Origin of the sequence: Candidatus Accumulibacter phosphatis (assembly GCF_012939955.1) — a bacterium.
GTDB classification, from domain to species: domain Bacteria; phylum Pseudomonadota; class Gammaproteobacteria; order Burkholderiales; family Rhodocyclaceae; genus Accumulibacter; species Accumulibacter delftensis.
Window position 1 is genome coordinate 1 of the sequence record NZ_SPMY01000015.1, and the last position, 18,069, is coordinate 18,069.

Below are 18,069 nucleotides of genomic sequence, written 5' to 3' on the forward strand. Positions count from 1 at the left end.
TTCTCGCCGTACGCCTTGAGCGCCACCTCGGACTGCTCGGCACGCGCCAGTTCGGCGATGGCCCTGACCGCTGCCAGCTTCATCGCTTCGGTGATGGTTGTCGCTCCGACGTCAAGGGCGCCCCGGAAAATGAACGGGAAGCAGAGGACGTTATTCACCTGGTTGGGATAGTCCGAGCGCCCGGTGGCCATGATCGCATCGCTGCGCACGGACTTGACATCCTCCGGGAGAATCTCCGGATTGGGGTTGGCCAGCGCCATGATCAACGGCGAAGGCGCCATCTTGGCCACCATCTCCTTCTTCAGGACGCCACCGGCCGACAAACCCAGGAAGACATCGGCGTCGGCGATGACCTCGCCGAGCGTGCGCGCGTCGGTCTGCTTGGCGTAGCGCGCCTTGATCTCGTCCATGTCCTCGACCCGCCCCTCGTACACCAGCCCCTTGATGTCGGTCACCCAGATGTTCTCGACCGGAATACCGAGCATCACCAGCAGATCGAGGCAGGCCAGGGCCGCAGCGCCAGCGCCGGAGGTAACCAGCTTGACCTTGTCGAGATCCTTGCCGAGCAGGTGCAGCCCATTGAGAATGGCCGCCCCAACGACGATCGCCGTACCATGCTGATCATCATGGAAGACCGGAATCTTCATCCGTTCGCGTAGTTTCTGCTCGACGTAAAAACACTCCGGCGCCTTGATGTCCTCAAGATTGATGCCGCCAAAGGTCGGCTCCAGCGAAGCAATGATCTCGACCAGCTTATCGGGATCGCGCTCTTCGATCTCGAGGTCGAAAACATCGATGTTGGCGAACTTCTTGAACAGCACCGCCTTACCTTCCATGACCGGCTTGGCCGCCAGCGGGCCAATCGCGCCGAGTCCGAGAACGGCCGTCCCATTGGTGATCACACCCACCAGATTGGCGCGCGACGTCAGTGTGCTCACCTCGGCGGGAAACGCTACAATCTCTTCGCAGGCGGCAGCCACCCCCGGTGAATAAGCCAGCGACAGGTCATAATTATTGGTCAGTTGCTTGGTTGGCAGTATCGCCACCTTGCCCGGTTTCGGATTACGGTGATAAAAGAGAGCGGCGGCACGCAGCTGGTCCTTTTCTTTGCTCATGACTTTTTCTCCTGGCAGCGTATGACAAGCCACAGCGGATGCTGATGGCGCCCCCAACAGTCGACTAACGATCAGCCCCGAAGTGCTCCAGGCAGCCTTGCCGGCAGCGCGGCAGGTGTCAAAGGATCGTCAGTGCGAGTCGGACCTGTGGCATAATTACACAAACACAGACAACCTTGCAGTACCAACACCTAGCATGTCGAGTACCCCCGCCTGCACTGCGCTTTTTGTTTTCCAGCCGCGACCGACGCGTCGCCCCCGACCGAGCTGGACGGGCCATCGCCGGTCCGGGCTCCGTTGGTCCGCTTCTGCGCGCGCCACGCCACGGTAAATTCCGCTCCTCCACCTACTTTAGAGAGTGATTACCATGAATCAGAGTGTTTCCATCAACGCCCCGGACTACGTCAAGCATGAAGGCCTGAAAAAATGGGTGGCCGAAATTGCGGCCCTCACCGAGCCCGCCCAAGTCGTCTGGGCCGACGGCTCACAGGCAGAGTACGACCGTCTCTGTGCCGAACTGGTAGAAGCCGGCACCTTCACCAAGCTCAAGAAGCGCAAGAACTCCTTCCTCGCCTTTTCCGACCCGTCAGACGTGGCCCGCGTCGAAGACCGCACCTACATCTGCTCCGAGAAAAAGGAAGACGCCGGCCCAACCAATAACTGGGAAGACCCGGCCAAGATGCGCGAGATGCTCAAGGGCGTCTTCAAAGGCTGCATGAAGGGTCGCACGATGTACGTGATTCCCTTCTCGATGGGCCCGGTTGGCTCACCAATCGCCCAGATCGGCGTCGAGATCAGCGACAGCGCCTACGTCGTGGTCAACATGAAGATCATGACCCGTATGGGCAAGGCGGTGTTCCCGGTCCTCGGCACCGACGGCAGCTTCATTCCCTGTGTGCATTCGATCGGCGCACCCAAGGAAGTCGGCCAGAAAGATCCGCGTTGGCCATGCAACCCGACCACCAAGTACATCGTCCATTATCCCGAAACGCGCGAAATCTGGTCCTACGGTTCCGGCTACGGTGGCAACGCGCTGCTCGGCAAGAAGTGTCTGGCCCTGCGTATTGCCTCAAACATGGCGCGCGATGACGGCTGGATGGCCGAGCACATGCTGATCCTGGGCGTCGAATCGCCCGAGGGCAAGAAGCATTACGTCGCTGCCGCCTTCCCGTCGGCCTGTGGCAAGACCAACTTCGCCATGCTCGTCCCGCCAGCCACCCTGAGCGGCTGGAAAGTGACCACCATCGGCGACGACATCGCCTGGATCAAGCCGCGTAAGGATGCCAACGGCGTCACCCGTCTCTACGCCATCAACCCGGAAGCGGGCTTCTTCGGCGTGGCCCCAGGCACCAATGACAAGACCAACTTCAACGCCATGGCCTCCCTGGCCGAGAACACCATCTTCACCAATGTCGCGCTGACCGACGATGGTGATGTGTGGTGGGAAGGCATGGGCCCGGCACCCGAGCACGCCATCGACTGGCAGGGCAACGACTGGACGCCAGCCATCGCCAAGGAGAAGGGCACCAAGGCCGCGCATCCAAACTCCCGCTTCACCGCTCCCGCCTCGCAGTGCCCGTGCATCGATGAGCAGTGGGAGAGCACGGAAGGGGTGCCAATCTCGGCCTTCCTGTTCGGTGGCCGTCGCGCCTCGACGGTGCCACTGGTCTGTGAGACAGTTGACTGGGATCACGGCGTCTATGCTGCCGCGACGCTCGGTTCGGAAACGACGGCCGCCGCTTTCGGCGCGCAAGGTGTCGTTCGCCGCGACCCGTTCGCCATGCTGCCGTTCTGCGGCTACAACATGGCCGACTATTACAGCCACTGGCTGAAAATGGGCAGTGCCGCCGACACGCCGGTACCGATCTTCATGGTCAACTGGTTCCGGATGAACGAAAAAGGCGAGTTCGCGTGGCCGGGCTTCGGCGATAACGCGCGCGTCCTCAAGTGGATCATCGATCGTTGCGAAGGCAAGGTTTCAGCGAACAAGACTACCCTCGGCTGGATGCCCAACTACGAAGACATCGACTGGTCCGGAAGCGATTTCTCCAAGGAGGAATTCGCCAAGGTCACCAGCCTCGACAAACAGGCATGGAAGAGCGAGCTCGATGGCGTCAAGGAATGGTTCGAGAAGATGGGCAACAAGTTGCCTCCCAAGCTGGCAAGCATCCGCGACGAACTCGAGAAGGGCTTTGCTGCCTGATCATCGATCCCGACCCAAGCTGGGTCGTGGAAAGCCGCCTTCGGGCGGCTTTTTTTTTTGGCCTCGATCGCACGTCCTGTGGCTAGACTGTTCTCTTCGCTCAAGCGACCAGTTTCCGCTGCCTTTTGTACAAGGTCCTGCGCCAGCGCTTACCCCCGCCGGGCGACCAGCCGCCCGGCGACCCTGCAGCCTGCATTAGGCACTGGACACGTTCGGCGACCGACCGAACTTCCATTTTGTCCATGACGCGTGCACGATGCACCTCGACCGCTTTTTATGCTGATACCGAGGTCATCGGCAATCTGCTTGTTCAGATTGCCGACGTCGATCGACTCCATCACTTCCCGCTCGCGCCGCGCCAGGGCGCCGCCACTGCCGGAATGTGGGAAGGGACGAAGAAAATCGTAACGCCGGCCCTGGTTGCCGAAGCCACTCATTTCCGCACCGAGTATGAAGCTGGCAAGTGCAAGGATGAACAGCAGAAGTACGTCGAGAGCTTCAAGAAGATCACCGTAGCGCTTGATGGGGTAATGAGCAACTTCAAATAAGCAAGTGTATTACCCAAGGCCGGACTTGGCGCCGAACCTTGGTGATGGTGACTGGCCGCGAGTCGGCGTCCGTTCCTTCGGTGGCGCTGGCGTCTCGCCGGCGCTTGCTGGAATCGATGCCGAACCTTAGACTCACCCGACGGCAGCGCGGGACCTCTTGGCTCATGAGAGGTGGCATTGCTTTGTCGCTGATCGAACGAGCCACCCCCACGTAGTGGCAGCCCGCTGAAGCCAGCGCCAAGACGCCTGTATGGAACTGCTCAAGGAGAGAATCATGAGTCCGTTGATTGAAGCGCTTTTCCGCATCCTGCCGCGACGCCAGGTCATCACCGACAACCTGCGACGCCTGGCCTACGGTACTGACGCCAGCTTTTACCGCCTGATCCCCGAGGTCGTCGCCGTGGTCGAATCCGAGGAAGAGGTCCAGGCCGTGCTGCACGCTGCGCGCGCCCACCGGCGCCCGATAACCTTCCGCGCCGCCGGTACCAGCCTCTCGGGCCAGGCCGTTACCGACGGGGTTCTTGCACTGATAGGCGAAGGCTTCGCCAGCTGCGAAATTGCCGCCGATGCAACAAGCGTGCGTCTGGGACCGGGGATCATCGGCGGCGAGGTCAACTACCGCCTCGCACGGCACGGGCGCAAGATCGGCCCGGATCCGGCCTCAATCAACGCCTGCAAGATCGGCGGCATCGCTGCCAACAACGCTTCCGGCATGTGCTGCGGCACGGCGCAGAACAGCTACCACACGCTGGCCGGGCTACGGGTGATCCTTGCCGATGGGGCGATGCTGGATACCGAAGACGAGTTCAGCATCACCAGTTTCAGGCAGAGCCACGCCGCGCTGCTGAGCGAGCTGGAGCAGCTCGGCGCAGCAACGCGCGCCGATGAGGTACTGGCCGCGCGCATTCGCCACAAGTTCCGAATCAAGAACACGACGGGCTACAGCCTCAACGCGCTGGTTGACTTTGAAGACCCGCTCGACATCCTGGCCCATCTGATGATCGGTTCGGAAGGCACACTCGGTTTCATCTCGCGCATCACCTACCGCACCGTGGTCGAAGACCCCTGCAAGGCCAGCGCCCTGGTGTTCTTTGCGACCATCGAAGCCGCTTGCCAGGCCGTCATCCGCCTCAAGCCGGGGCCGGTATCCGCTGTCGAACTACTCGATCGCCCGGCCTTGCGCTCGGTCGAAGGTAAGCCCGGGCTGCCGCCCCTTATTCACACGCTGAGCGACGATGCCGCCGCTCTACTGATCGAGGTACGCGCTGAAACGACAACGCTCCTGCAGCAGCGGGTTGACACCGCGCTCGGGGCACTCGCGGGTATCCCCACCATCGAAACGCCGGTGTTCTCGACTGACCCCGAGACTTGCGCGATGTACTGGAAGGTGCGCAAGGGCACCTTCCCCTCGGTCGGCGCGATGCGCCGCACCGGTACCACGGTAATCATCGAGGACGTCGCCTTCCCGATCGAGTCTCTGGCCGTGGCTACTCTCGATCTGCAGGCGCTGTTGCGCAAGCACGGTTACACGGAGGGGATCATCTTTGGTCACGCGCTCGAGGGTAACCTGCACTTCGTGTTCACCCAGGATTTCAGCAATGCCGAGGAAGTGCAGCGCTACGCCCGCTTCATGGAGGACATCTGCACCCTGGTGGTTGACAAGTACGACGGCTCGCTCAAGGCCGAGCATGGCACCGGGCGGAACATGGCGCCCTTCGTCGAAAGGGAATGGGGGCAACAGGCCACCAACCTGATGCGCCGGATCAAGACTCTCTTCGACCCCGACAACCTGCTCAATCCGGGCGTCATCCTCAGCGACGATCCGCAGGCCCACCTCAAGCACCTGAAGCCGATGCCAGCCGCCGAGGACATCGTTGATCGCTGCATCGAATGCGGTTTCTGCGAGCCGCTGTGCCCGTCGCACCGACTGACGCTCTCGCCGCGCCAGCGCATCGCAAGCTGGCGCGAGCTCTCACGCCGCGCCGCGGCCGGCGAGGAAGCCGCCGACGTCGGTCGCGACTTCGCTTACTACGGGCTCGACACCTGCGCCGGCTGCGGCCTGTGCTCGACCGCCTGCCCGGTCGGCATCGACACCGGAGAGCTGACCCGCCGCCTGCGCGGTCGCGGCCTGGGCAGTGCCTCGCAGAAAGTCGGCAGCTGGACGGTGGACAATTTCGGCAAGGTCGCCAGCGCATCGCGCGTAGGTCTGGCCATCGGTCATGTCGTGTCGAGCGTGGTCGGTGACCGCGTCGTCGGACGCGTCTCGAGAGGCGCCTGGAAGCGCGGCATGCCGCAGGCCGGCAAACGGCCGACGCAAGGCATCGGCAGCGGCGATCCGGTGGTGTATTTCCCGGCCTGCGGCGGCCGCATCTTCGGCGCCAATAGCCCCGAGGAGGCGACGCTGCCCGAAGTGATCATGGAATTGCTGACGCGCGCCGGGTATGCGCCGCGCCTGCCGGAAGGCTTCGACAAGCTTTGCTGCGGCCAGATGCTCGCCAGCAAGGGGATGGCCAATGAAGCGGAAGAAATGGCCAATGCGGTTACCGAGGCAGTGATGAAGGCAGCGGACGACGGTCATGGGGGCTTTTTTCCGATCATCATGGACGCCAGCACCTGTTCGGTGCGCATGCAAAAACACCTCGAGGGTCGGCTGCCGCTACTCGATTTCCACGAATTCGCTCACGACGCGCTACTGCCCCGTCTGCTGCTCGTCCGCAAGCCAGGGCCCGTTGCCCTGCACATCAATTGCAGCGTGCGCCGCAGCGGCTCCGACGACAAGCTGCGCACGCTGCTTGCCGCCTGCGTCGCTGACGTGGTCGAACCCGCTGGCGTCACCTGCTGCGGCTTTGCCGGCGATCGTGGTTTCGTCGTTCCGGAACTCAACGCGCACGCCCTGCGCAAGGTCCATGAAGCCCTGCCGGCAAAATGCTGCGAGGGAGTCTCCACCAGCCGCACCTGCGAGATCGGCCTTACCGCGGAAACCGGCCGCCCCTATCGCTCCATCGCCTACCTGCTCGAGGAATGCAGCCGTGGCGAGGAAACAGCGTGTTGAGGATCGATCCTGCCCTGGGCCGCCATGGTCGGCACTGGCGTCCGCTTGAACCTCACGATAGAGCAGTAAAAATTCCTTGCCCACAGCCAGCAGCAACCCATTCCACCACCGTTATCGACGGTAATCCAGTGACCCGGCCCATCAAGAAAATCCTTGTCGCCAATCGTGGCGAAATCGCCATCCGCATCCTGCGGGCAGCCTCTGAGCTCAAGCTGTGTACCGTTGCCGTCTATACCCGTGAAGACCGTTTTTCACCCCACCGCTACAAGGCTGACGAGGCCTACCAGATTGGCAAGGATGACGAGCCGCTGAAACCCTACCTCGACATCGAAAGCATCATCAAGGTGGCGGCCAAGGAAAATGCCATCGCTGCCTGCCTGCCGGTTATCGAAGACAGCCGCGAACCGCTGAATACGCTGGAAATCGCCCGGCGCGAAGCCGAGGGCATTGGCTAAGGACTTGCCATGGCCTGGGCGAAGCTGCGGGTGCGGATGCGGCGGAACAAATCGGCGGTATCCGCGGCAACCTTCAATACCCATGAGCCGGCATGGCGCACCACCTTGCCCGGCCGATGAAACAGACGCCAGCGGATGGTGGCGACCTTGTGGCGCTGCCAGTCGGTGTTCAGAGCGGAGTGCTTGAACAGCACGAACAGGTTGTGGACGATGATGCCGATGCGGAAAAAAACGCCGCGTTGGCGGCAAACTGCCCGCAGGGCATGCGCTCCATACCGAAGCCAATCTTCAGTTCCTTGATGCCGTTCTCGGAAGTTTCGCCGCGTTGGCGATAGCAGATCAAGGTGTCGGCGGTTGATGCGACCCGGTTGCTGACGATGACGTGGTATTTCGGTGCGTCGGCGAACAGTTCGGCCTGCCGTCGGTACTTGACGACGATCAGGCGGAACGCTTTCCGGGTCTCGTTCATGCTGTGCAGCGTCTCGGCAACGGCGCAATCGGCGTAGGTCTTCCAGGCGGTTGCGGGGATTCCGGCAATGGCCTGTTGTGTGGGTGCATCCAGCCGCCCGCCGATGGCGAAGGTCTTGCCGGTGTCTTCGCAGTCATTGACGATGTCGGCCTGATAGCCGTGCCGACTGTGCCGGGCTTGGGCATCTCGGTACTCAGCCAGCGATTCAGCCCCAAGCCACCCATAAACTCCCCGAACGGCACCAGCCCGGCATTCGCCGTCAGCAGTTCTTCCGTCGCTTGAACCTTGAACGGAAGCACCGTTTGTGCCAAAGTCCCCATCGCCCCGCCTCCTTCCTTCTGCAAGTAGGTGACCGTCTCAATAACATCACTCTATCCAAGATCAAGGCCTGGCGGGACCTTCTCGCCCTCTATTCCGATTGCATCGCGGAACCTGGGCTGTTCCCTTTGCCAAGAAGCGCTACCGACGAACCATGCCGACCTTTCCCGCCAGTCGCCTTGCTCACATCGCCCCCTTCTACGTCATGGAACTGATGGCCCGCGCCCGAGCGCTGGAAGCCGCAGGGCGCGACATTATCCATATGGAAGTCGGCGAACCTGATTTCCCGACACCCGAGCCGATTGTCGCCGCCGCGCAGGCGCAGATTGCCAGCGGCCGTGTGTTCTACACGCCAGCTCTCGGACTTCCCGAATTGCGTGCAGCCATCGCTGCTTTCTATACCACACGCTACGGCATCGACGTCCCGGCGTCGCGAATAGTGGTCACTGCTGGCGCTTCCGGCGCCTTGCTGCTGAGCATGGCCTGCCTCGCGGAAGCAGGCAGCGAATGGTTGCTCTCCGATCCGGGTTATCCCTGCAACCGCAATTTCGTGCGCAGCTTCGACGGGCGACCGGTCAGCATCCCGGTTCGTGCCAGGAACAACTTCCAGCCAACGCTCGCCGAAGTGGAAACGCATTGGACGGAGCGTACGGCAGGTGTTTTGTTGGCTTCGCCGGCCAACCCCACGGGCACCCTGCTTGATGACGACGTACTGGCCGATATCGCCGACTTTGTCCGCCAGAAAGGTGGACAACTGGTGGTCGACGAGATCTACCACGGCCTGACCTACGAGCGTGACCCAGCAACGGCTTTGCAGTTCGGTGATGACATCTTTGTCGTGCAGAGCTTTTCCAAGTACTTCAACATGACTGGCTGGCGACTGGGCTGGCTGGTCGTTCCCGAGCGTTTCACACGCGAAATCGAGAAGCTGGCGCAAAATCTGTTCATTTCGCCATCAACACCGGCCCAGCATGCGGCGCTGGCCGCATTCTCGCCAGCCACCCTCAGCATCCTCGAGGAACGGCGCCGGGAATTCAAGCGCCGCCGCGACTTCCTGGCGCCAGCGCTGGACGACCTCGGTTTCCGTCAAGCGGCCAAGCCGGAGGGCGCTTTCTACGTCTACGCCAATTGCAGCGAGCTGACCGACAACAGTGATCGCTTTGCTCGCGACTTGCTCGATGCAGCGGGAGTGGCCATCACGCCCGGCCTCGACTTCGGTAGCAACCAGCCCGAAAAATACTTGCGCTTTGCCTACACGGCCAGCGTCGAACGTTTGGCTGAAGCCGTCGACAGAATTCGCCGCTTTCTGGGCTGAGTGCTCTCGAAAACGGCGCCCCCTCGATGCGCCAGGCCGTCAGCGGCAAGCCCCCGGGAAATCACCGATCGACGCCAGCTGACGCCAGTCGAAACAAGGGCCCGGGTCGGTCTTGCGCCCGGGCGCGATATCACTGTGGCCAACAACGGCTTCAATCGGGTAGGCCACGCACAAGGTGCGGATCAGCTCCCGAAGAGCGCCGTACTGGGCCGTTTCGAAAGGCATCTCGTCGCAGCCCTCGAGTTCGATTCCCAGAGAAAAATCGTTGCAACGCTGGCGCCCGTTCCAGCTCGACACCCCGGCATGCCAGGCACGTTGCGCGCAGGAGACGAACTGAATCAGCTCGCCGTCACGACGAAGCAGAAAATGCGCCGAGACCCGCAAGCTACTGATCTGCGCGAAGTAGGGATGAGCGGACGCATCCAGGCAATTGCTGAATAGACCAACAATCCCCTCACCACCGAACTCTCCCGGCGGCAGGCTGATCGCATGCACGACGATCAATGACACGACTTCTCCGTCCGGGCGAGCGTCATGATTGGCGGATTCGACTCGTAGTGCGCCGGGCAACCAACCATCAGCCCCCGGCTCGCCAACGGCAGCATCGCGCCGCAGCATCACTCCTCGATGCCCAGGCGCTCGATGCGATAGCGCAATGAACGGAAGCTCACACCGAGCAGCCTGGCGGCCGCCGTACGATTGAAAGCGGTCTTGCTCAAGGCCTCCAGAATCGCCTGCTTCTCGATACGGTTGATAGTGTCGTCGAGTGTTTCCCCGTCCCGGCCGACGCTGTCACCAGGTACGGCGGTGGGCGCCAACTGCAGATCGTCAACGACCACCGCATGGCCAGCGCACAAGGCGGTGGCACGTTCGAGAATATTTTCAAGCTCGCGTACATTGCCTGGAAAACTATAGTTCTCCAGCGCGCGCAGGGCTTGTGGCTCCAGACGCGGCGGCTTCTCGCCACAGATGCGCGCCAGCAGAGCCACGACCAGCGGCACTACATCTTCGTGACGTTCGCGTAGCGGCGGCATGCGCAGCTCGATAACGTTCAGCCGATAGTAAAGGTCCTGGCGAAAGAGCCCCTCATCGACGCAGGCCTTGAGCGTTTGATGGGTCGCCGAAATGATGCGTACGTCGACGATTTCTTCGGCGGCACTACCCACCTTGCGGACTTTCTTTTCCTGCACTGCGCGCAACAGCTTTACCTGCATCGCCAATGGCAAATCCGCGACCTCGTCGAGAAAGAGCGTCCCTCCTTTGGCAGCCTGGAAGAAGCCATCACGATCACTGTCGGCCCCCGTAAAAGCGCCCTTGCGATAGCCGAAGAACTCGCTCTCCATGAGATTTTCGGGAATCGCACCGCAATTCACGGGGACAAAGGGCGCCGCACGTCGTGAGCTCTGATCGTGAATCAGGCGCGCAGCGAGTTCCTTTCCGGTTCCCGACTCGCCCGAGATATAGACCGGCGCCTGACTTCGCGCCAGCTTGTCGATCAGCTGGCGAACATTCTCAATCGCCGCCGACGCGCCGATCAATTGCCCGGCCGCGGCGGCGGCCTGCCGGTCGCCGTCGTCGCCGTTCTGGCGCGGCAAGCGCAGCGCCGATTTGATCAGGCTGCGCAACTGCTCCAGGGCGACCGGCTTGGCCAGGTAGTCAAAGGCACCCGCCTTGAGCGCAGCGACGGCGTTCTGAGCGCTGCCGAAGGCCGTGATCACCGCCACCGGCGTCTCCCCGTAATGTTCACCGATCAGCTTGACGATTTCAAGACCGTCACCATCGGGTAGGCGCATGTCCGTGATACACAACTGATAGTGCTGCCCTTCGAGAAATCCCCGCGCCTCGGCAACGCTTGCCGCACAGTCTGCGGACAAGCCCATACGCGCCACCGTCAGGTCGAGCAGTTCACGAATGTCTGCCTCGTCATCAACCACCAGCACTCTCGCCAACTCGCCGCGCGGGCGACGCTCCGTCTTGACTAGTGACACCCTGAAGACCTCCCCAACAAACGAAAATCGGCACCCGGCCGGGAAGCGTGCAATTCGAGCAGGGTAGCGTTTGCATCGCACAACTCGCGCGCGATGTAGAGACCCAAACCGGTACCGCGATGATGCGTGGTGAAGAACGGCTCGAAGATGTGTTCGCGCTGCCCCTCGCCAACCCCCTCACCGTCGTCAATCACGTGCAATTCAACCTGCGCGTCCGCCTTGCCGTCACAAGCCACTAGACGCACGCTGCCAGCCATGCGCTGCGAATGCCGTAAGGCATTGCCGAGAAGATTTCCCAACACCTGATGGAAGTGCGAGCGATCAAAACAAAGGGCCGCCACACCCGACAACTCCAGGCGCACCACATCGGCCGACAGCGCCTCCTTGGCCAGATACTCCTCGACCAACAACGGCAAGGTCGCACGCAAGTCAATCAGTTCCCGATAGGTGCGATCTCGACGCCCAAGTTCCAGCACATCGCTGACGATACGCTCGAGCCTGCGGGTATTATCCAGCATGATGCGCAGCAAGCGCTCGTACGTCTCGCCACGTCGTTCCTCACGCAGCAGTTCGCCGGCATGACTGATCGCCGATAGTGGATTGCGGATTTCGTGCGCGATATTGGCCGTCAGGCGCCCGAGGGCGGCCAGCTTCAGCTGCTGAGCCTGTTCCTGCAGGCGACCCAGATCCTCAAGAAAAACAAGCACATCGCTTTCCGAACTCTCAGTCGGCGCAAACCTCGCTCGCAACTGCATACCACTGGCTGGAACGTGCACCAGCACCACGTCGTCACTGCCGCTCCGACACCACTCGACGAAACCGAGCGCCAGTTCAGGCGAATATTCGGCCAACAGATCTTCGCGGCTGCTGTCGAGGCCCAGCACTTGCCTGGCGCGCGGGTTGCACTGCTTGACCCGACCATCACGGCGAAGGACCACCACGCCGTCCTGCATTTCCTCGATGACCCGCTGACTGATCAGCGTCTGGTTGTTCAGATCGACGCCACGCTGAAGCGCCAGGGCCTCGTTGGCGATGACCCGGCGGGCCAGCAAGCGAGCCGAAACCGCCACCGCAAAGAAGCCGGCACTGAACAAGCCGGCGTGAAAGAATCCGGCCACATCGATATCGTGCTGTAGAGCCCGGTAGGAGTGCTCGAACAATAGCGCCAGAGTGGCCATCGCCGCATAGAACAACACCAGGCGCCCCTCCCCGACCAGACCGGCACCGGCCAGTGTCACCAGCAACATCGCGCCAAGGCCGCTGTCCAGACCGCCGCCAATATGGATCAAGAGCGTCATCACCAGCACATCGACGAACACACTGGCCGTCAACTGCATTCTGGCATGCCAGCGATGACGAAACGCCAGGAGCACTGCCAGCGTCGTGCTCAACAGGTACACGCTGGCCAAGGCCAGGTGCTGCAGACTCTGGTTCGGACTAAGAATGGGAAAAGCCGAGGGATAGAGCAACGCCGACGTGAACAGCAGCGTGGCGACAACGAAGCGGTAGAGGTTGAAGTAGCGCAGAGACTTCCAGTGCGTCGCGGAGAAATGCTCAACGCCGAGCGTCGCGGAGATCAAGATGGCCGCTCAGGCGTCGTCGGACGCGCTATCGTCAAGATGGGCTGCGCTGCAGTAATAGCGACCCTTGACGAGAATACTCTCGCTCACCGGCTGATTGACGCCGCAGCGCGTGCACTGCACCATGCGTTCAGCATCGCGCTGGACAGTGGTGTGGCTGGCAGCGCTGCCGCGTGACGACATCCGCGACTTGCGCCAGAACCACCACACGGCCCAGACCAGCCCGATTAGCAGTAGATATTTCGTCATTGAAAGACCAGCCGAAAGCAGCGTTCAAGCATAGCCTAGGCTCCCCCGGACGGAGAGGCCGCACAGCACAGGATCACAGAAACAAGCCTCGCCAGCGAAGACCCGCAGCGGCGACAAACTCGCTCGCATCATGGCGCAGGCCGCAGGAATCGCGATTACCGCGAGGAGGATTGCGGCTCGCCACATCGCGGAGCAAGCGCAATCACAACGGTCACGCCATGCAGCAACGGCCAGAAAAGGCCGTGGTGAAACGGTTGGTCGGGGCGAGAGGATTCGAACCTCCGACTCCTGCGTCCCGAACGCAGTACTCTACCGGGCTGAGCTACGCCCCGACCGAGGCGACAACTGCGCTAATGATTTCTAGCAACAGCGAAGAGGCATAATTCTAGCAAGGAATCCTTGTATTGAGAAGCAGGAAGAACATCGAGAGCGGCGGCGGCAAGTTCAGCCTCGGCCTTGGCCTTCTGCTTTGCGTATTGCAGCGCGCCGCTTGCACGAATGGCGGCCAGGACCAGCGGGAAATCGTTGCGGCCGCCGTTCTCGATGGCGCGCCGTACGCAGGCAGCCTGTTCCGGGTTGCCATTGCGTAGAACAAAAATCAGCGGCAGAGTCGGCTTGCCTTCAGCCAGATCATCGCCCAGATGCTTGCCGGTCTCCACTTCGGACCCCGAGTAATCGAGTACATCATCAATCAACTGAAACGCGGTACCCAAGTGGAGGCCGTAAATGGCCATCGCCTTTTCGACCGCTGCGTCACCACCACCAATGATCGCACCCAGTTGCGCAGCCGCCTCGAACAACTTGGCTGTCTTGTAGCGGATGACCTGCAGATAGCCTTGCTCATCGATCCCCGCGTCATGGCAGTTCATCAACTGCAGCACTTCGCCCTCGGCAATGACGTTCGTCGCATCCGACAACACCTGCATGATGCGCATGTCGTCGACCACCACCATCATCTGGAACGCCCGCGAATACAGGAAATCGCCAACCAGCACGCTGGCCGAATTGCCGAACAGGGCATTTGCCGTTTCACGGCCGCGCCGCAAATCTGAGCCATCGACCACATCGTCATGCAACAAGGTCGCCGTATGGATGAATTCAATTACGGCCGCCAACTCGTGATGATGGCGGCCTCGGTAGCCCAATGCCCCGGCCGACAGCAACACCAGCGCCGGGCGCAGCCGCTTGCCACCACTCTGAACGATGTACTCGGCGACCTGACAGACCAAAGCCACCTCTGAATGGAGGCGCTGGCGGATCACCGCGTCAACGGCCTTCATGTCCGCCCCGATCAGGCTATACAACTGCTCCATTCTCACGAGAAGGCACCTTGGCACAAAACCCGCGAATCTTAGGCGCCGGCCGGTCTTGCGTCAAGCGACAGATGGCCGTGGCGATCGCAAACTCTTTGACGGAGCGGGAAGATTACGTATAATGCGCGGTTCTTCGTCTCACTTCGTTCAGTTCTTTGGAGTCCAACATGTACGCGGTCATAAAAAACCGGTGGCAAGCAATATCGCGTTGTCAACGGCGAAAAAATTGAAAATAGAACAGATACCGGCAGACGTTGGCGCAGAAATCACCTTTGACCAGGTTCTCATGCTTGGCGAAGGCGAATCGGTGGTCATTGGCACACCGCTTATCGCCAGCGCCTCGGTCAAGGCCACTGTGCTTTCGCAAGGTCGTCACGACAAGATCCGGATCTTCAAGTTTCGTCGTCGCAAGCATTCCCAGAAGCATCAGGGGCATCGTCAGAATTACACCGAAATTCGGGTTGACGCGATTGCCAATGGCGCGACGCTCGACCCTTCAGCCTGATTTGAGAGGAGTCTGACTCATGGCACACAAGAAAGCTGGCGGCAGCGTACGTAACGGCCGCGATTCCGAAGCAAAACGCCTGGGCGTAAAGCGCTACGGCGGTCAACTCGTCCGCGCCGGGAATATCATCGTCCGCCAACGTGGAACGGCCTTTCACCCAGGCGAGAACATGGGCCTCGGCAAGGATCACACGCTGTTCGCGCTGGTCGACGGGCACGTGCAATTTGCCATCAAGGGCGCGCAGCGCCGACGCACCGTGAGTATTGTTCCTAGCGCGGGGTGAAGCAGAACCCTGGTTGGCGCAGCAAGCCAGCCCGGCGGCACCACCAAGCCCTATCCCTGGCGATAGGGCTTTTTTCTTTCACCACTGGCAATACGGACAGAGCGGACAGACGCAGTCATGAAATTTATCGATGAGGCGAGAATTCTTGTTGGCGCGGGCGACGGCGGCAACGGCATCGCCTCGTTCCGGCGCGACAAGTACGAGCCCGAAGGCGGCCCGGACGGCGGCGATGGCGGCAACGGCGGCAGCGTTCATTTCATCGCCGACCGCAACATCAACACCCTGATCGAATACCGCTACGCGCGCCGGCACCGCGCCCAGCGGGGCCAGAATGGCGGGTCTAGCGACTGCTACGGCAAACGCGGCAAAGACCTGACACTGCGCGTCCCTGTTGGCACCACCATCGCCGATGTAAACAGCAAGGAAATCCTTGCCGACCTTGACGTCGACGGTAAGAAAGTACTGCTCGCCAAAGGTGGACGCGGCGGCCTCGGCAACATCCATTTCAAGTCCAGCGTCAACCGTACGCCCCGCCAATGCACACGTGGTGAGGAAGGCGAGCAGCGCGAATTGCGCCTCGAGCTGCGTCTGCTGGCCGATATCGGTTTGCTCGGCCTGCCCAACGCCGGCAAGAGCACCTTCCTGCGCGCCGTGTCGGCAGCACGGCCCAAGGTTGCCGACTACCCGTTCACCACTCTGCAACCGCATCTCGGAGTGGTGCGCGTAGACCACGACCAGAGCTTCGTCATCGCTGACATTCCCGGACTGATCGACGGCGCCGCCGAGGGTGCTGGCCTCGGCATACGCTTTCTCAAACACCTCGCACGAACCCGCTTGCTGCTGCACATCGTCGACCTGGCGCCGGTCGACCCCGACGCAGATCCCGTGCGCGATGTCGAAACGATTATTCGTGAACTCGATAAGTACGATTCCGAGCTCGCCACCCGGCCGCGCTGGCTGTTGCTCAACAAGCTTGACCTGATCCCCGAGGACGAACGCGAGCAACGTATTGCCGACTTCCTGCACGGCTGCCAAGCAAGCGCGACGGGCATTCCGCATTTCCGCATCAGCGCCATCAGCGGTGCCGGTTGTCGCGAACTCACGCACAAGCTACATGAAGCGCTGCAGAATTTGGCCGCCGCCACCCCCGCGCTAGAAGCGACGAGCGCAGGCGCTGCCACAAGCGTTTTCCCGGACGACCTTTTCGCCGACCACCACGACAAGGCAGAAGATGACTAGCAGCCGCATCGCCACCGCCCGCAGACTGGTCATCAAGGCGGGATCTGCGCTGGTTACCAACAACGGTGAAGGTCTCGATCTTGCGGCCATCGACGAATGGGCAAGACAGATTGCCGGGTTGCGCCAGGCCGGCAAGCAGGTCATTCTGGTCTCGTCGGGAGCCATCGCCTGCGGTATGCAGCGTCTTGGCTGGCGCAAGCGCCCACGCGCCGTGCACGAGTTGCAGGCAGCGGCGGCCGTCGGCCAGATGGGGCTGGCACAGGTCTACGAGCGCGCCTTTGCCAGGTACTCGCTGCACACCGCGCAAGTGCTGCTCACCCATGACGACCTCGCCGACCGCAAGCGCTACCTCAACGCGCGCTCGACCCTGAACACACTGTTACGCCTCGGCGTCGTGCCGATCGTCAACGAAAACGATACGGTGGTCACCGACGAGATCAAGTTTGGCGACAATGACACGCTCGGGGCCTTGGTCGCCAACCTCGTCGAAGCCGACTGCCTGATCATTCTCACCGATCAGCAAGGCCTGTTCACCGCTGACCCGCGCAAGGATCAGGCGGCCAGCCTGATCCGTGAAGCACGCGCCGGGATTGCGGCGCTCGAGGCCATGGCTGGCGGAGCCGGTACCCAGTTCGGCACCGGCGGCATGCTGACCAAGGTCATCGCCGCCAAGCGCGCAGCACGCAGCGGCGCGCATACAGTCATCGCCAGTGGCCGCGAACAGGACGTCATCCTGCGTCTGGCTCGGGGCGAGCCCCTGGGCACCTTGCTGGTGGCCGAAACGCAGCCGTTGACGGCACGCAAGCAATGGCTTGCCGACCACCTGCAACTAAACGGACAACTGCTGCTCGACAACGGCGCGATCAGTGCCCTGCGCGAAGGAAAAAGTCTCCTGCCAATTGGCGTCGCCGCCGTCCGCGGCGATTTCGAACGTGGCGCCGCGGTGGCCTGCGTCTCCAACGAAGGTCACGAGATCGCGCGTGGCCTGATCAACTACGGCAGCAGCGACGCGCGCCGCATTGCACGCCGCGCCAGCGGGGAAATCGAAAGCCTCCTCGGCTACATCGAGGAGCCCGAGATCATCCACCGCGACAACCTTATCCTCAGCTAGCAGCCTGTCGGACTTTCCCAGCGCCGTGAACCGCACATGATAAAATCATACTTTGTTCGAGCTACCGAGTCGTCACATGGCCCACTTCATTGTCGCTGACCGCAAGACCGACTATCTACTCCCGCCGTCACTGGACGATTGGCTGAACCAGGATCATCTGGCCCGGTTCATTGTTGACGTGATCGACCAGCTTGATCTTTCCAAACTCATTCAACAGTACGCTGGGCGCGGATCGAAAGCCTATCATCCGGCGACGCTGCTGGCGATTCTGGTCTATGGCTACGCGACGGGTATTTTCTCCAGCCGCCGGCTGGAACAGGCGACCT

At 61.6% G+C, this 18,069-nt stretch carries 15 protein-coding genes, 1 tRNA gene and 3 pseudogenes; 9 read left to right on the forward strand and 10 right to left on the reverse strand.

What is annotated here, in order from left to right; translation table 11 throughout:
• On the reverse strand, nucleotides 1-1,115 hold a 1,115-nt coding region (locus E4Q23_RS05130; protein ID WP_336511608.1), incomplete at its 3' end, for a malic enzyme-like NAD(P)-binding protein.
• Nucleotides 1,116-1,482: 367 nt separating this feature from the next.
• On the opposite strand from E4Q23_RS05130, the gene E4Q23_RS05135 reads away from it, so the two are divergent.
• On the forward strand, nucleotides 1,483-3,318 hold the full coding sequence (locus E4Q23_RS05135; protein WP_169065639.1) for a phosphoenolpyruvate carboxykinase (GTP): 1,836 nt from the start codon (nucleotides 1,483-1,485) through the stop codon (nucleotides 3,316-3,318).
• 211 nt (nucleotides 3,319-3,529) lie between these two features.
• On the opposite strand, the pseudogene E4Q23_RS23595 reads toward E4Q23_RS05135, so the two are convergent.
• Nucleotides 3,530-3,686, reverse strand: a pseudogene (locus tag E4Q23_RS23595) (LuxR C-terminal-related transcriptional regulator); the annotation flags it as partial.
• Nucleotides 3,687-4,140: 454 nt separating this feature from the next.
• Between E4Q23_RS23595 and E4Q23_RS05145 the strand changes: the two are divergent.
• Both E4Q23_RS05145 and E4Q23_RS23600 read left to right on the forward strand, forming a co-directional pair.
• Complete coding sequence (locus tag E4Q23_RS05145) at nucleotides 4,141-6,918, forward strand: FAD-binding and (Fe-S)-binding domain-containing protein (RefSeq protein ID WP_169065640.1); 2,778 nt, start codon at nucleotides 4,141-4,143, stop codon at nucleotides 6,916-6,918.
• A gap of 128 nt (nucleotides 6,919-7,046) precedes the next feature.
• Nucleotides 7,047-7,370 (forward strand): annotated as a pseudogene (locus E4Q23_RS23600) (biotin carboxylase N-terminal domain-containing protein); the annotation flags it as partial.
• Here E4Q23_RS23600 and E4Q23_RS05155 read toward each other — a convergent pair.
• Nucleotides 7,370-7,567: a hypothetical protein gene (locus tag E4Q23_RS05155; protein WP_169065641.1), complete on the reverse strand. Its 198-nt coding sequence runs from the start codon at nucleotides 7,565-7,567 to the stop codon at nucleotides 7,370-7,372. The pseudogene E4Q23_RS23600 and the gene E4Q23_RS05155 overlap by 1 nt on opposite strands.
• Nucleotides 7,543-7,842, reverse strand: a complete 300-nt coding sequence (locus E4Q23_RS25115; protein ID WP_423753309.1) for a hypothetical protein — start codon at nucleotides 7,840-7,842, stop codon at nucleotides 7,543-7,545. The genes E4Q23_RS05155 and E4Q23_RS25115 overlap by 25 nt, the downstream gene beginning before the upstream one ends.
• 472 nt (nucleotides 7,843-8,314) lie before the next feature.
• Here E4Q23_RS25115 and E4Q23_RS05165 point away from each other — a divergent pair, with 472 nt between their 5' ends.
• Nucleotides 8,315-9,475, forward strand: a complete 1,161-nt coding sequence (locus tag E4Q23_RS05165; protein ID WP_169065642.1) for a pyridoxal phosphate-dependent aminotransferase — start codon at nucleotides 8,315-8,317, stop codon at nucleotides 9,473-9,475.
• A gap of 39 nt (nucleotides 9,476-9,514) precedes the next feature.
• Here the strand turns inward: E4Q23_RS05165 and ampD are convergent, their stop codons facing one another.
• The 6 genes from ampD to E4Q23_RS05195 all read right to left on the reverse strand — a co-directional run bounded on the left by ampD (nucleotide 9,515) and on the right by E4Q23_RS05195 (nucleotide 14,605).
• Nucleotides 9,515-10,093 (reverse strand): 1,6-anhydro-N-acetylmuramyl-L-alanine amidase AmpD, encoded by a 579-nt coding sequence (gene ampD / locus E4Q23_RS05170; RefSeq protein ID WP_169065643.1) that lies wholly within the window; start codon nucleotides 10,091-10,093, stop codon nucleotides 9,515-9,517.
• On the reverse strand, nucleotides 10,093-11,463 hold the full coding sequence (locus tag E4Q23_RS05175; RefSeq protein ID WP_169065644.1) for a sigma-54-dependent transcriptional regulator: 1,371 nt from the start codon (nucleotides 11,461-11,463) through the stop codon (nucleotides 10,093-10,095). The genes ampD and E4Q23_RS05175 overlap by 1 nt, the downstream gene beginning before the upstream one ends.
• A complete protein-coding gene (locus E4Q23_RS05180) occupies nucleotides 11,454-13,043 on the reverse strand; it encodes a two-component system sensor histidine kinase NtrB (protein ID WP_169065645.1) in 1,590 nt (529 codons plus the stop codon). The genes E4Q23_RS05175 and E4Q23_RS05180 overlap by 10 nt, the downstream gene beginning before the upstream one ends.
• A gap of 9 nt (nucleotides 13,044-13,052) precedes the next feature.
• Nucleotides 13,053-13,292: a PP0621 family protein gene (locus E4Q23_RS05185; RefSeq protein WP_169065646.1), complete on the reverse strand. Its 240-nt coding sequence runs from the start codon at nucleotides 13,290-13,292 to the stop codon at nucleotides 13,053-13,055.
• Nucleotides 13,293-13,547: 255 nt separating this feature from the next.
• Nucleotides 13,548-13,624 (reverse strand) — tRNA-Pro (locus E4Q23_RS05190).
• An 18-nt stretch (nucleotides 13,625-13,642) separates the two neighbouring features.
• A complete protein-coding gene (locus tag E4Q23_RS05195) occupies nucleotides 13,643-14,605 on the reverse strand; it encodes a polyprenyl synthetase family protein (protein ID WP_211203645.1) in 963 nt (320 codons plus the stop codon).
• A 167-nt stretch (nucleotides 14,606-14,772) separates the two neighbouring features.
• On the opposite strand from E4Q23_RS05195, the pseudogene rplU reads away from it, so the two are divergent.
• The 5 genes and pseudogenes from rplU to E4Q23_RS05220 form a co-directional block, all read left to right on the forward strand.
• Nucleotides 14,773-15,110 (forward strand): annotated as a pseudogene (rplU, locus tag E4Q23_RS05200) (50S ribosomal protein L21).
• A 19-nt stretch (nucleotides 15,111-15,129) separates the two neighbouring features.
• Nucleotides 15,130-15,393 (forward strand): 50S ribosomal protein L27, encoded by a 264-nt coding sequence (rpmA, locus tag E4Q23_RS05205; protein ID WP_169065648.1) that lies wholly within the window; start codon nucleotides 15,130-15,132, stop codon nucleotides 15,391-15,393.
• 117 nt (nucleotides 15,394-15,510) lie between these two features.
• Nucleotides 15,511-16,632 (forward strand): Obg family GTPase CgtA, encoded by a 1,122-nt coding sequence (gene cgtA, locus E4Q23_RS05210; protein ID WP_169065649.1) that lies wholly within the window; start codon nucleotides 15,511-15,513, stop codon nucleotides 16,630-16,632.
• Nucleotides 16,625-17,743 carry a glutamate 5-kinase gene (gene proB, locus E4Q23_RS05215; RefSeq protein ID WP_169065650.1) on the forward strand — a complete coding sequence of 373 codons (1,119 nt, stop codon included), beginning with the start codon at nucleotides 16,625-16,627 and terminating at the stop codon, nucleotides 17,741-17,743. Before cgtA ends, proB begins: the two co-directional genes overlap by 8 nt.
• Before the next feature lie 76 nt (nucleotides 17,744-17,819).
• Nucleotides 17,820-18,069, forward strand: a 250-nt coding sequence (locus E4Q23_RS05220; protein WP_169065651.1) for a transposase, incomplete at its 3' end; no start/stop codon positions are given.